We start from the raw sequence: 14167 nt of genomic DNA on the forward strand, positions 1-14167 counted from the left end.
ACAACGATGATGGACAAACAAATGACCACGGCGCAGATGGTCGGCCAGCTACGTGACGGCATGACCCTCGGCATTGGTGGCTGGGGCCCGCGGCGCAAGCCCATGGCGCTGATCCGCGAGATCCTGCGTTCCGACCTCAAGGACCTGACCGTGGTCGCCTACGGCGGCGCCGACGTCGGCATGCTCTGCGCGGCCGGCAAGGTGAAGAAGCTGGTGTTCGCCTTCGTCTCGCTCGATTTCATTCCGCTCGAGCCGTACTTTCGCAAGGCCCGCCAGGACGCCGCCATCGAGGTGATGGAGATCGACGAAGGCATGCTCCTGCTTGGCCTGCGCGCCGCGGCCATGGGCGTGCCGTTCATTCCCACGGCGGTCGGCCTGGGCACCGATGTGCTGCGCCACAACCCGCAGATCAAGCTGGTGGCTTCGCCCTATGCCGACGGCAAGGACTGGGTGGCGATGCCGGCGCTCACGCTCGACGCCGCGCTGATCCACGTCGACCGTGCCGATGCCCGCGGGGTCTGCCAGATCAGCGGCCCCGACCATTACATGGATGACCTGTTCGTCCGCGCTGCCCGCCACAGCTACGTCACTTGCGATCACCTGGTCGACAGCGACTACTTCCACAGTGCGCCGGAGCGCGCTCATCAAGTGTTCTGGGAGCGCAACCTGACCACCGCGGTGGCCCATGTGCCGGGCGGTGCGCACCCCTCGTCGTGCGCGCCGCTGTACGGCTTCGATGTGCCGCACTTCAAGGCCTACGCCGCCTCGGCCCAGGCCGAGGAGGGCTGGCAGGCCTATGTCGAACAATTTGTCGCCTGCTCCCACGAGCAGTACCTGGAACAGGTCGGTGGCCTGGCCGCCATCCGCCAGCTTCCCCTGCCGGTTTTCTAAGCGAGTTTCCCTATGACCACGCCAGCTACGACGTACAGCCTCGCCGAACTGATGATCTGCGCCGCCTCCGAGGCCTGGCGCGACGACGGTGAAGTCCTGGCCACCGGCATCGGGGTGATCCCGCGCCTGGCCGCCTCCCTGAGCATGCTGACCAGCAACCCGCAGCTGTTGATGACCGACTCGGAAGCCTACATGGTCGCTGAACCGGTACCCCTCGGCGCGCGCAACGGCTATCAAGCCAAGCGCGATAGCTGGATGGGCTTTTCGCGAATCTTCGACAACGTCTGGGGCGGCAAGCGCCATGCGCTGGTCGGTCCGATCCAGATCGACCGCTTCGGCCAGGCCAACCTGTCGTGCATCGGCGACTACGCCCGGCCCAAGGCGCAGATGCTCGGGGTGCGCGGCCTTCCGGGCAACTCGATCAGCCATGCCAACTCGTTTTTCGTGCCCAGCCACAACCGCCGGGTGTTCGTCGAAGGCGAGGTCGATATGGTCTCGTCGATCGGCTACAACCCCGCGCGCCTGGCCCGTGGCTGGGCGCTGGACGAGGTGGACATCCGCCTGATCGTCACCGACCTGTGTGTCCTCGATTTCCAGGGCCCGCAGCACCAGGTGCGGATTCGCTCGCTGCACCCGGGGGTGAGCGTCGACGAGGTTCAGGACAACACCGGCTTCGCCTTGCAGGTGGACGCCGATTGCCCGGTCACCGCCGCGCCAAGCGAGGCGCAGCTGCAGCTGATCCGTCGCCTCGACCCGCACAACCTGCGGGCCAGCCAGTTGAAAGACAACCCCGCCGGCCAGCGCAACCTGCGTTGAGCCGGGCCCGGGCAGTACGCCTTGCCGGAGAAGCAATCGATGAGCGAGCAGAACAATAACAACCAGGCCGAGGTGGTGCTGTACGAGGTCCGTGGCGAGGTGGCCATGGTCACCATGAACCGCCCGGAGTACCACAATGCCCAGAACTCGCGCATGACCTACGCGCTGGACGCGGCGTTTCGCCGGGCCTGCGCCGACGACGCGATCAAGGTCATCGTGCTGTGCGGGGCCGGCCGGCATTTTTCGGCCGGCCACGACATCGGCACGCCGGAGCGCGACGTCAACCAGAGCTTCGAGCGCGTCAGCCTGTGGTACGACCACGTCGACAAGCCGGGCGGCGAGTTTCTCTATGCCCGCGAGCAGGAAGTGTACCTGGGCATGTGCCGGCGCTGGCGCGAGATGCCCAAGCCGACCATCGCCATGGTCCAGGGCGCGTGCATTGCCGGCGGCCTGATGCTGGCCTGGGTCTGCGACCTGATCGTCGCCAGCGAGGATGCCTACTTCACTGATCCGGTGGTGCGCATGGGCATCCCCGGGGTCGAATACTTTGCCCACGTGCATGAGCTCAACCCGCGGATCGCCAAGGAGTTCCTGTTCATGGGCACACCGATGCCGGCGCCGCGCGCCTACCAGATGGGCATGGTCAACCGGGTGGTGGCGCGCGAGGCCCTGGAGCAGGAAACCCTGGCCATCGCCGAACGCATTGCGCAGATGCCGCGCCTGGGCCTGCAACTGAGCAAGCAGGCGGTGAACAATGCCGAGGACCTGATGGGCAAGCGCGCGACCATGGACATGGTATTCGGCCTGCATCACTTCGCCCACGCCCACAACGAACTGGTGTCCGGCGACCGCCTGGGTGGCTACGACGCCCGCGCCATGGCCAGTTCCCAGCGCAAGCCGGAGGGGGCGTAAGCATGACGGTCTGCCTGCAAACACCGCTCACCGAACTGCTGGGTTGTCGCTACCCGATCATCCAGACCGCCATGGGCTGGGTTGCCGAGCCGCAACTGGTGGCCGCCACCGGCAACGCCGGCGGCTTCGGCTTTCTGGCCGGGGCAACCATTGAACCGGCGCGCATGGAGGCGGCGATCGTCGAAACCAAGCGTCTCAGCGCCCAGCCGTTCGGGGTCAACTTTCACATGTACCAGGCCAATGCCGCCGACATCGTCGAGCTGGTGCTGCGCCACAAGGTCAAGGCGGTGAGTTACAGCCGCTCGCCGGGCAAGCAGATGATCGCCCGGCTCAAGGACGCCGGCGTAGTGTGCATACCCACGGTCGGCGCCCTCAAGCATGCGCAGAAAGCCGTGGAAATGGGCGCCGATGCAGTGACCATCCAGGGCGGCGAGGGCGGCGGGCATACCGGTTCGGTGCCGACCTCGCTGCTGCTCGGCCAGGTGGTCGATGCGCTCAAGGTGCCGGTGGTGGCCGCTGGCGGCTTCAAGGACGGCCAAGGCCTGGTCGCGGCCCTGGCCTATGGCGCGGCGGGCATTGCCATGGGCACGCGCTTTTTGATGAGTGCCGAAAGCCCGGTGCCAACCGCAACCCTGGCCCGTTACCTGGCGGTCAAGGACCCGGCGGCAGTGATTGTCAGCCGCGCCATCGACGGCATGCCGCAACGGATGATCCGCAACGAGCTGCTCGATGCGCTGGAAACCAGCGGCGGCCTCAAACGCTGGTTGCTGGCGCTCAAAAGCGGCCTGGCCTACCGCCGCCACAGCGGCACCAGCCTGGCGCAGTTGCTCGCCAGCGCCCTGAAAATGCGCGGCAGCGGCGAACTGAGCGCGGCGCAGGCGCTGATGGCCGCCAACGCGCCGATGGTGATCCAGAAGGCCATGGTCGATGGCCTGCCGGCCGAGGGCGTACTGCCGGCCGGGCAAGTGGCCGCGAGCATTCATAGCCTGCCGAGCTGCGCCGAACTGATCGAACAGATCGTCCGTGACGCCGAAGCGCGCCTGGGCGAACTGAGCCGCCGTATTTCATGAAGGGGAAAGGCATGAGCACATTTAGCGTCACTATCGACAACGGCATCGCCGAGCTGGTCTTCGACCGGCCACCGGTCAATGCCTTCGACTGCCAGGGCTGGGCGGCGATCGCCAGCGCCATCGAAGCGCTGGGCCGCGATGCGCAGGTGCGGGTGATCGTCATCCGCGCCGAAGGCCGCGGCTTCTGCGCCGGCGTCGATATCAAGGAACTGGCCGCCGACGGCAACCTGATCGTCGCGGTCAACAAGGGTAACTACGACAGTTTCAAGGCCATTCACCGCAACCCGAAACCGGTGATCGTCGCCGTGCACGGCTTTGTCCTGGGTGGTGGTATCGGTATCTGCGGCGCCGCCGACATCGTCGTCGCCGCCGACTGCGCGCGCTTTGGCGTGCCTGAGGTGGACCGCGGCGCCATGGGCGGCGGTGCCCACCTGCAGCGCCTGTTCCCGGTGCAGAAGGTGCGCCACATGTACTTCACCGGCGAGATGATCGATGCCGCCCAAGCCTACCGCCTGGGCGCCGTCGAACGGGTGGTCAAGCGCGAGGCGTTGCGCGAGACCGCCCTGCAGATCGCCCGCAGCATTGCCGCCAAGAGCCCGGCGATGATCGCCCTGGCCAAAGAAGCGCTCAACGGCATCGAGGACGGCAATCTGGAAGACAAATACCGCTGGGAGCAGGGCTTCACCCTCGAAGCCTACCGCACCCAGGATTCCCAGGAAGCGCGTGACTCGTTCGTCGAGAAGCGCGATGCCCACTTCAACGGCTGAAGGCACCGCCATGGACCTGACTTACACTGCGGCCCAACAGGCTTTCCGCGCCGAGGCACGGGCCTGGCTTGCGGCCAACGTACCAGCGCAACCGCTGCAATCATTCGACACAGAGCTTGGCTTTGCCCAGCATCGGGCCTGGGAGGCCCGGCTCAACGAAGGCCGCTGGGGCATGGTCACTTGGCCGACCGAGCTGGGCGGGCGTGGCTGCGACCTGATCGAATGGCTGATTTTCGAAGAAGAGTACTACCGCGCCGGGGCGCCAGCGCGGGTCAACCAGAACGGCATCTTCCTGCTCGGCCCGACCCTGATGGAGTACGGCAGCGAAGCGCAGAAAGCACGCTTTCTGCCGCGCATGGCCACCGGCCAGGACATCTGGGCCCAGGGCTGGTCGGAGCCGGGTGCCGGTTCCGACATGGCGGCGATCCGCTCAAAAGCCGAGCGGGTCGGCGATCACTATGTGATCAACGGCCAGAAAACCTGGTCGACCCGGGCGGTCTGGGCTGATTGGGTGTTCGGCATCTTTCGCACCGACCCCAACTCCCAGCGCCACCATGGCCTGACCTTCATCCTGTTGCCGCTCGACACCCCCGGTATCAGTGTACGGCCGATCCCGCAGCTCAATGGCTTGCCGGGTTTTGCCGAAATCTTCTTCGATGACGTCAAGGTGCCGGTGGAGAACGCCCTGGGCGGCGAGGGCATGGGCTGGCACGTGGCGATGTCTACTGCCGGTTTCGAGCGCGGGCTGATGCTGCGCTCGCCGGCACGCTTTCAGGAAACCGCCCGGCGCCTGGTACAGCTGTACCTGGCCAACCGCGAGGCCGCCGACCGAGACCCGGCCATTGCCGAGGCGGTGATGCGCGCCTGGCTGGACGCCGAGGCCTACACCCTGGCGACCTACATGACCGCCTCGCAACTGGTCAAGGGCGGCAAGATCGGCCCGGAATCCTCGACCAACAAGATTTTCTGGTCGGAGCTCGACCAGCGCATGCACGAAACCGCCCTGAGCATCCTTGGCCTGCGCGCCGAGCTGCTGCCCGAGGCGCCGGCTGCCGGCGATGTCGGCCAGTGGCTGGACGGTTTCCTGTTTGCCCAGGCCGGGCCGATCTATGCCGGCACCAACGAGATCCAGCGCAACATCATCGCCGAGCGCATGCTCGGCATGCCCCGCGCCTGAGGAGCAGACCATGGACTTTAGTTTCAGCAGCGATCAATTGCTGTTCCAGGACAACGTGCGCAGCTTTCTGCTCAACGAAGTGACCCCGGAACGCCTGCGTGAACTGTGGCAGAGCGACAGCGGGCGCTGCGCTGCGCTGTGGGGGCAATTGGTGGAACTGGGCCTGAGCGCCATCACCGTGCCGGAAGCCTGCGGCGGCATGGGCATGAACGAACTGGATTTCATCCTCCTGGCCCAGGAGTGCGGGTACGCCGGGTTACCCGAGCCGCTGGTGGACACCATGCTGGTTGGCGTGCCGCTGCTCGCCGGCCTTGATGCGCAGCATGCGCCGCTCCAGCAGCGCTGGCTGGCGCGGATTGCCGAGGGCCGGGCGCGCCTGGCGGTGGCCGAACCGGGCAATCCGCTGGTCAGCGATGCGCATGTCGCCGACCTGCTGTTGCTGGCCCATGGCGACGAGGTGCATGCCGTGGAGCGCAGCGCGGTGAGCCTCATCCGCAATGCGTCGGTAGACCCCAGCCGCCAGCTGTTCCAGGTGCAGTGGACACCGAGTGCTTCTACCTGCGTGGCCAGCGCTGAACAGGCGCAGCACTTGTGGGCTGGCGCGTTCAACCGCGGCGCCCTGGGCAATGCCGCGCAACTGCTGGGGCTGGCCAAGCGCATGGTCGACCTGGCGGTGGACTACAGCTTCGAGCGCAAGCAGTTCGGCAAACCGGTGGGCTCGTTCCAGGCGGTCAAGCACCTGATGGCTAATGTCGCAGTGCAGATCGAGTTCGCCAAGGGCCCGCTGTACCGCGCCGCCCATGCCGTTGCCCATAACCTGCCGGGCCAGGCCGTGCAGGTGTCCCACGCCAAGCTTGCTTGCGCCGAAGCGGCGGCGCTGGCGGCGAAGAACGCCATCCAGGTGCACGGCGCCATGGGTTACACCTGGGAGGTCGACCTGCAGCTGTTCATGAAGCGTGCCTGGGCCCTGGACAAATGCTGGGGCGACCGTGGCTTGCACAAGGCGCGGGTACGCGCCGCGCTATTCGACACTGGCCTGGCGATTGGCGCCGGCAGCACATTCTGATCCTGTCTTGTTGAGGTAGACCATGCCTGAAGCCTATATCGTCGACGCCCTGCGCACGCCCACCGGGCGGCGCAAGGGCGGCCTGAGCCAGATTCACGCCGCCGACCTGGGCGCCCATGTGCTGCGTGCGCTGGTCGAGCGTAACGGCATCCCCGAAGACGACTACGACGACGTGATTTTCGGTTGCGTCGACACCATCGGCCCGCTGGCCGGCGACATCGCCCGCACCAGCTGGCTGGCTGCCGGGCTCTCCGAGCAGGTCCCCGGTACCACCATCGACCGCCAGTGCGGTTCGTCCCAGCAGGCCGTGCACTTTGCTGCGCAAGCGGTGATGAGCGGCACCCAGGACGTGGTGATCGCCGGGGGCGTGCAGACCATGACCCAGATCCCGATTTCCTCGGCCATGACCGCCGCCGGACCCCTGGGTTTTCAAGACCCGTTCAGCGGCTCCGAGGGCTGGGTGCGGCGTTACGGCGCGCAGCCACCGACCCAGTTCCGCGCAGCGCAGATGATTGCCGAGCACTGGGACCTGAGCCGCGGCGAACTTGAGGCCTACGCACTGGAATCTCACCAGCGGGCCTTGCGTGCCATTGAGCACGGTTACTTCGAGCGCGAGATCGTCCCGCTGGCGGGGGTCGAGCATGACGAGACGCCGCGCCACACCAGCCTGGCGAAGATGGCCGAGCTGGAATACCTGTTTGGTTGTGACCGGGTGACGGCGGCGGTGTCGAGCCAGACCTGCGATGCTGCCAGTGCCTTGCTGATCGTCTCGGGGACGGCCTTGAAGCGCTACGGCCTGACGCCGCGGGCGCGCATTCATCACCTCAGCGTACGCGGCGACGACCCGGTGTGGATGCTCACCGCACCGATCCCGGCCACCGCCCATGCGCTCAAGCGCGCCGGCATGACCCTGGCCGACATCGACCGGGTGGAAATCAACGAAGCCTTCGCCTCGGTGGCCATGGCCTGGCTCAAGGAGACCGGCTACCCCCACGCGCAGACCAACGTCAATGGCGGCGCCATCGCCCTCGGCCACCCGCTCGGCGCCACCGGCACGCGGCTGATGTGCAGCCTGCTCCATGAGCTGGAGCGCAGTGGCGGCCGCTATGGCCTGCAGACCATGTGCGAAGGCGGCGGCCAGGCCAACGTGACCATTATCGAGCGCCTGTAGGCGCCAGCAACCACACAGGGGAGAACGACAATGCACAGCTGCGAGAACCGCGTAGTGATCATCACCGGCGCCGGCGGCGGGCTCGGCCGCGCCTATGCCCAGGCCTTTGCCAGCGAAGGCGCGAAGGTGCTGGTCAACGATATCAACCGTGATGCGGCCCAGGCGGTGGTGGCGCAGATCCAGGCGGCAGGCGGCGTGGCGGCGGCCAACAGCGACGACATCACCCGCTATGACGACGCCGGGCTGATCGTGCGCCAGGCCATCGAGACCTTTGGTGGCCTGGATGTGCTGGTCAACAACGCCGGCATCTGCCGCGACCGGATGTTCGCCAGCCTCACCGAGGCGGACTGGGATGCGGTGATGGCCGTGCACCTCAAGGGCCACTTTTGCCTGGCCAGCCATGCCGTGCGCTACTGGCGCGAGCAGGTCAAGGGCGGCGCCAAGCTCACCGCGCGGATCATCAACACCAGTTCCGGCGCCGGCTTGCAGGGCTCGATTGGCCAGTCCAACTATGCTGCGGCCAAGGGCGGGATTGCTTCGCTGACCCTGGTGCAGGCGGCGGAGCTGGGGCGCTACGGCATCACCGCCAACGCCCTGGCACCGGCGGCGCGTACCGGTATGACCGAAGCAGTGTTTGCCGAGGTGATGAAGCGGCCGGAGCAGGGCTTTGACTACTTCGCCCCGGAGAATGTCGCGCCATTGGTGGTGTGGCTCGGTTCGGCGGCGTCCCAGGCGGTGACCGGGCAGATGTTTGAAGTCGAGGGCGGCAAGTTGTCGATTGCCGACGGCTGGCGGCGCGGGCCCCAGGTGGATAACCAGGGGCGCTGGGCGCTGGCTGATGTGGGCGCAGCGGTGGAGCACCTATTGGCTGAGTCGCTGCCAGCACAGAAAGTCTATGGCAGTTGATTGAGGTTTTGCGCCGATGAGGCGGGCCGCGCCATCCGCGAGGGTGGCGCGGTTTTTTGCATTTATGGGCTGGCTGCACTGGCCCTATCGCTGGCAAGCCAGCTCCCACAGGTCCCGTACCAACCTTGAGGGCACTGCCAATCCAGTGGGAGCCGGACTTGCCGGCGATCGAGCGCGCAGCGGTCGCAATCCAGCCGCCACCTGATGTGCTGGCAGTACTGGCCCCATCGCTGGCAAGCCAGCTCCCACAGGTCCCGCACCAACCTTGAGGGCACTGCCAATCCAGTGGGAGCCGGACTTGCCGGCGATCGAGCGCGCAGCGGTCGCAATCCAGCCGCCACCTGATGTGCTGGCAGTACTGGCCCTATCGCTGGCAGCCAGCTCCCACAGGTCCTGCACCAACCTTGAGGGCACTGCCAATCCAGTGGGAGCCGGACTTGCCGGCGATCGAGCGCGCAGCGGTCGCAATCCAGCCGCCACCTGATGTGCTGGCAGTGCTGGCCCTATCGCTGGCAAGTTGAACTGGCCTAATGATTTTGGACACCTTCGTCGGGCGCTATTATGGCGCCCAATTGGAGGCAAAATCAGTGCGAAAATCTTACTCGAACGAATTCAAAATCAAAGCTGCCGAGATGGTGCTGGACGATGGTGAGTCAGTCCCTGATGTCTGCGAGAGCCTTGGTCTAGGGCGGACCGCGCTTCGTCGCTGGGTCGAGCAACTGCGCCAGGAACGAGAAGGTCAAACACCAGTCGGCGCCAAGGCCATCACTCCAGAGCAGCAGCGAATCCAGGAGCTGGAAGCGCTAGTCCGGCAAAAGGACCGGGATATCGAAATCCTAAAAAAGGCCAGTGCTCTCCTGCTTCGGGACTCCAAGGATCGTTCTCGCTGATCAACGAACTGAGTGAGCAATTTGGTGTTTTCGACTGCTGTCGCGTCCTTGGAGTTCGGCGCAGCAGTTTCTACGCATGGCGAAAACGCCAGGGACGAAAGGATCCGGTCAGAGAGGATCTGCGTTCAACGATGGTCAGCCTTTTCAAGGCCTCTCGTAGCTCTGCTGGGTCGCGAACGCTGGTTCGGGAATTGCGTCGTGCTGGCCATAAAGCCGGGCGATACAAGGTACGTATGCTGATGAAGGAAGCCGGTCTGCAATGCAAGCAACGCAGGCCGCATCGTTACCGATCATCGGGCACAGAAGCATTGATCGCGAGTAACCAGCTCAAGCGAAACTTCAACGTCTCGACGGTCAACCAGGTGTGGTGCGGCGATGTCACCTACATCCAGGTAGGCAAGCGTTGGCTGTACTTGGCGGCTGTGATCGACTTGTATGCTCGCCGAGTGGTGGGCTGGGCTTTCTCAATGATCGCCGATGCCCGGCTTGCCTGCGAGGCGCTACGAATGGCGGTCGAATCTAGAGGTAGACCGGCTGGAGTGATGTTCCACTCGGATCAGGGTTGTCAGTACACCAGCCATAAATTCAGGGCTGCTCTTGAGGAGTACGGTCTGGAACAGAGCATGAGTCACCGAGGCCAGTGCTGGGATAACGCCGTCATGGAGCGCTTCTTCGGTGCATTGAAGTCTGAGTGGATGCCAGCAGAAGGTTACGAAACCGAAGCGCAAGCACAGTTAGACATCCAGGCTTATCTGATGCGTTACAACCTTAAGCGTCTCCACAGCTACAACGGCTATGAAACCCCGGTAGCCATGGAGAAAAAGCTCAAGGTTGCGGTATGAACCTAAACCGGTGTCCAAAATCTGTTGACCAGTTCAAGTCAGCTCCCACAGGTCTCGCACCAACCTTGAGGGCACTGCCAATCCAGTGGGAGCCGGACTTGCCGGCGATCGAGCGCGCAGCGGTCGCAATCCAGCCGCCACCTGATGTGCCGGCAGTACTGGCCCCATCGCTGGCAAGCCAGCTCCCACAGGTCCTGCACCAACCTTGAGGGCACTGCCAATCCAGTGGGAGCCGGACTTGCCAGCGATCGAGCGCGCAGCGGTCGCAATCCAGGCGCCACCTGATGTGCTGGCAGTACTGGCCCTATCGCTGGCAAGCCAGCTCCCACAGGTCCCGTACCAACCTTGAGGGCACTGCCAATCCAGTGGGAGCGGGCTTGACCCGCGATCGGCTGCAATCCAGGCACATCGGCCATACGGACTAGGCGAGGCAAACGATTCTGCCGCCAACGCATCTGGCCACACTCGCCGGTACATCCGCCAGACGAGTAAAAGGCGCCGCGATGGAATTTGCATTCAGCGACGAACAGGAAATGATCCGTACTTCGGCCGAGGGCTTTCTCGCCGATGTCTCCAATTGCGCCGCCGTGCGCGCGGCCATGGGCAGCGACAAAGGCTACGACCCGGCCCTCTGGCAGCGCCTGTGCACCGAGATGTACTGGCCGGCGATTCACATCCCCGAGGCCTACGGTGGCCTGGGCCTGGGCTTTGTCGAACTGAACATCCTGCTCGAACAGATGGGCCGGCGGTTGTTCTGCTCACCGTTCTTCGCCACCGCCTGCCTGGCCACACCCGCTTTGCTGCTGACCGCTGACGAGGCGCAGAAAAACACCTGGCTTGCGCCTATTGCCGAGGGCCGCCTCACCGCCACCCTGGCGTTCACTCGCGGCAGCGGCTGGGGCGCGGAGGATATCCAGGCCACGGCCAGCGCCGAAGGCGAGGGCTTTGTCGTCGATGGCCTGTTCGGCCAGGTGATCGACGGCGACTGCGCCGGCTTGTTGATCGTTGCTGCCCGTACTCCGGGCAGCACCAGTGAGAGCGGGATCAGCCTGTTTGCCGTCGAGGCCGGCCGCGAAGGCATCGAGCGCCAGTGGCTGCCGACCATGGACCAGACCCGGCGCCTGGCGCGCCTGCAGTTCGACCGCGTCTATCTGGGCCCCGAGGCGCTGCTGGGTGAGGTCGGCAACGCTTGGCCGGCCTTGCACAAGGTGCTGCAGTTGGCCTGCATTGGTCTTGCCGCAGAGCAGGTCGGCGGGGCCCAGCAGGTCCTCGACCTGAGCGTCGCGTATATGCAGGAGCGCCAGCAGTTCGGCCGCCCGATCGCCAGCTTCCAGGCCCTCAAGCACCGCGCCGCCGACATGATGCTGCAGGTCGAGTGCGCACGCTCGGCCAGCTATTACGCCGCCTGTGTGGCCCAGGAAGTGCTCGACCCGCAGGGCGACCCGCAGGTGGCCGCCGAGCTGCCGCTGGCCGCCGCCCTGGCCAAGGCGCAGTGCTCGCAAAGCTATTTTCACTGTGCGGCGGAGTCGATCCAGCTGCATGGCGGCGTCGGTTTCACCTGGGAATACGACCCACACCTGTATTTCAAGCGTGCCCGCGCCAGCGAGAGTTACCTCGGCGCACCGGCCTGGCATCTGCAGCAGATCGCCACGCTGATCATCGGAGAGCAGCCATGAAGATCAGTTTCAGTGAACAGGACGAGCGCTTTCGTCAGGAGGTCGCCGACTGGCTGGCTGGCAACCTTTGCGGTGAGTTCGAGCCCCTGCGCTTTCGCGGTGGTCCGGGCGACGAACACATGTACCCGCAGCAGCGCAAAGCCTGGGAGCGCAAGCTGGCCGAAGGCCGCTGGACCTGTGTCGGCTGGGCGCCGGAGCATGGCGGCCGGGGCCTGTCGATCAGCCAGCAGGTGATCTTCCATGAAGAATACGCCCGCGCCGGCGGCCCCGGGCGCATGGGTCATATCGGCGAAGGCTTGGCCGGGCCGACCATCGCCGCCTTCGGCAACGACGAGCAAAGGCGCCGCCTGCTGCCCGGCATCGTCAGCGGCACGCAGTTTTGGTGCCAGGGCTACTCGGAACCAAGCGCAGGCTCCGATCTTGCCAACGTCAAGACCCGCGCCAGTCTTGAACACGGCAGATGGGTGATCAACGGCCAGAAGGTCTGGACCTCGCTGGCCCACGAGTCGGACTGGTGCTTCGTGATCGCCCGCACGGAGCCTGGCAGCGTCGGCCATCGCGGCCTGTCGTTCCTGCTGGTGCCGATGGCCCAGGCCGGCATCAGTGTGCGGCCGATCGAGCAGATGACCGGTACCTCGGAATTCAACGAAGTGTTCTTCGACAACGCCAGCACCGATGCCGCCAACCTCATCGGCCAGCCGGGTGACGGCTGGAAGATCGCCATGGCCTTGCTCGGCTTCGAGCGCGGGGTCTCGACCCTCGGTCAGCAGATGCAGTTTGCCAACGAACTGAACGAGGTCATCGCCATCGCCAAGGCCAATGGCGCAGCCCGCGACCCGCTGCTGCGCCAGCGCCTGGCCGAAGCCTGGTGCGGCTTGCGGATCATGCGCTACAACTCGCTGCGCATGCTCTCCGGTGCCCAGGACGGCGCGCTGCGCAAGGAGGCGACCATCTACAAGCTGTTCTGGTCCAGCTGGCACGCCAACCTCGGCAAGCTGGCCATGGACGTGCTCGGCCCCGACGCCGAACTGCTCGAGGCCGCGCCCTACCAGCTCACCCGGCTGCAATCGCTGTACCTGTTCAGTCGCGCCGACACCCTGTACGGCGGCAGCAACGAGATCCAGCGCAACATCATCGCCGAGCGCGCCCTGGGCATGCCCAAAGAACCGCGCCTGCGTCCCTGACCGAAGGAGTTAGTCGATGTCCACCCCCAACTATGTAGCGGGCCATGGCCTGTTGCGCGGCAAGTCCGTGCTGATCACTGCGGCGGCCGGTTCCGGTATCGGTTTTTCCGCCGCCTTGCGTGCCGCCGAAGAGGGCTGCCGGGCTTTGATGATCAGTGATATCCACGAAGGCCGCCTGTACGAGGCGGTGGGCAAGATTCGCCAGGCCACTGGGCTTGCCGAGGTATTTGGCGTGCTGTGCAACGTCACCGACGAAGCCCAGGTGCAGCACCTGGTCAGCTGCGCCGAGCGCGACCTGCACGGCGTTGATGTGCTGATCAACAACGCCGGCCTCGGCGGCTCACGGGCGCTGGTCGACATGCCCGACCAGGAGTGGCAGCGGGTGCTCGACGTCACCCTCACCGGCACCATGCGCATGACCCGCGCGATGTTGCCGAAGATGATGGAGCGCCGCGCCGGGGTCATCGTCAACAACGCCTCGGTGCTCGGCTGGCGCGCGCAGAAGGAGCAATCGCACTACGCCGCGGCCAAGGCCGGGGTCATGGCCCTGACCCGTTGCGCGGCGGTCGAGGCGGCCAGCCACGGTATCCGCATCAATGCGGTCAGCCCGAGTATCGCCCTGCATGATTTTCTCGCCCGCTCCGCACTCCAGGCAGTGCTTGAACAGCTGGCGGCCAACGAAGCCTTCGGTCGCGCCGCCGAAGTCTGGGAGGTGGCCAACGTGATGATGTTCCTGGCCAGCGACTACAGCTCGTACATGACCGGCGAAGTGCTGTCGGTTTCCAGCCAGAGGGCCTGA

The 14167-nt window shown here is 65.5% G+C and carries 13 protein-coding genes; all 13 read left to right on the forward strand.

Annotated elements, in window-relative coordinates:
- Positions 1 to 9 precede the first annotated feature (9 nt).
- The 13 genes from LOY45_RS10045 (at position 10) to LOY45_RS10105 (ending at position 14167) form a co-directional block, all read left to right on the forward strand.
- On the forward strand, positions 10 to 891 hold the full coding sequence (locus LOY45_RS10045; RefSeq protein ID WP_258579297.1) for a CoA transferase subunit A: 882 nt from the start codon (positions 10 to 12) through the stop codon (positions 889 to 891).
- Positions 892 to 903: 12 nt separating this feature from the next.
- A complete protein-coding gene (locus tag LOY45_RS10050) occupies positions 904 to 1707 on the forward strand; it encodes a CoA-transferase subunit beta (protein ID WP_115085956.1) in 804 nt (267 codons plus the stop codon).
- A 39-nt stretch (positions 1708 to 1746) separates the two neighbouring features.
- Positions 1747 to 2619 carry an enoyl-CoA hydratase gene (locus LOY45_RS10055; RefSeq protein ID WP_115085957.1) on the forward strand — a complete coding sequence of 291 codons (873 nt, stop codon included), beginning with the start codon at positions 1747 to 1749 and terminating at the stop codon, positions 2617 to 2619.
- A gap of 2 nt (positions 2620 to 2621) precedes the next feature.
- Positions 2622 to 3689 carry an NAD(P)H-dependent flavin oxidoreductase gene (locus LOY45_RS10060; RefSeq protein ID WP_258579060.1) on the forward strand — a complete coding sequence of 356 codons (1068 nt, stop codon included), beginning with the start codon at positions 2622 to 2624 and terminating at the stop codon, positions 3687 to 3689.
- A gap of 11 nt (positions 3690 to 3700) precedes the next feature.
- The gene (locus LOY45_RS10065) at positions 3701 to 4456 is read left to right on the forward strand and encodes an enoyl-CoA hydratase family protein (protein WP_115085959.1); all 756 of its coding nucleotides are present in this window, start codon (positions 3701 to 3703) and stop codon (positions 4454 to 4456) included.
- 10 nt (positions 4457 to 4466) lie between these two features.
- Positions 4467 to 5633, forward strand: a complete 1167-nt coding sequence (locus tag LOY45_RS10070) for an acyl-CoA dehydrogenase family protein (protein WP_258579298.1) — start codon at positions 4467 to 4469, stop codon at positions 5631 to 5633.
- A 10-nt stretch (positions 5634 to 5643) separates the two neighbouring features.
- Entirely contained in the window at positions 5644 to 6699 is a 1056-nt protein-coding gene (locus LOY45_RS10075) for an acyl-CoA dehydrogenase family protein (protein WP_115085961.1), read from the forward strand.
- Positions 6700 to 6721: 22 nt separating this feature from the next.
- Entirely contained in the window at positions 6722 to 7870 is a 1149-nt protein-coding gene (locus LOY45_RS10080) for an acetyl-CoA C-acetyltransferase (RefSeq protein WP_115085962.1), read from the forward strand.
- 30 nt (positions 7871 to 7900) lie between these two features.
- The gene (locus LOY45_RS10085; protein ID WP_258579061.1) at positions 7901 to 8776 is read left to right on the forward strand and encodes an SDR family oxidoreductase; all 876 of its coding nucleotides are present in this window, start codon (positions 7901 to 7903) and stop codon (positions 8774 to 8776) included.
- Positions 8777 to 9306: 530 nt separating this feature from the next.
- A protein-coding gene (locus LOY45_RS10090) for an IS3 family transposase (protein WP_258579062.1) occupies positions 9307 to 10508 on the forward strand; the annotation gives its coding sequence in 2 pieces (ribosomal slippage) (positions 9307 to 9613 and positions 9613 to 10508; 1203 coding nt in all).
- 503 nt (positions 10509 to 11011) lie between these two features.
- Positions 11012 to 12184: an acyl-CoA dehydrogenase family protein gene (locus LOY45_RS10095; RefSeq protein WP_258579063.1), complete on the forward strand. Its 1173-nt coding sequence runs from the start codon at positions 11012 to 11014 to the stop codon at positions 12182 to 12184.
- Positions 12181 to 13368, forward strand: a complete 1188-nt coding sequence (locus LOY45_RS10100; RefSeq protein ID WP_134063230.1) for an acyl-CoA dehydrogenase family protein — start codon at positions 12181 to 12183, stop codon at positions 13366 to 13368. The genes LOY45_RS10095 and LOY45_RS10100 overlap by 4 nt, the downstream gene beginning before the upstream one ends.
- A gap of 16 nt (positions 13369 to 13384) precedes the next feature.
- The gene (locus LOY45_RS10105; RefSeq protein WP_258579064.1) at positions 13385 to 14167 is read left to right on the forward strand and encodes an SDR family oxidoreductase; all 783 of its coding nucleotides are present in this window, start codon (positions 13385 to 13387) and stop codon (positions 14165 to 14167) included.

Source organism: Pseudomonas wadenswilerensis (assembly GCF_024749185.1).
Taxonomy (GTDB): domain Bacteria; phylum Pseudomonadota; class Gammaproteobacteria; order Pseudomonadales; family Pseudomonadaceae; genus Aquipseudomonas; species Aquipseudomonas wadenswilerensis.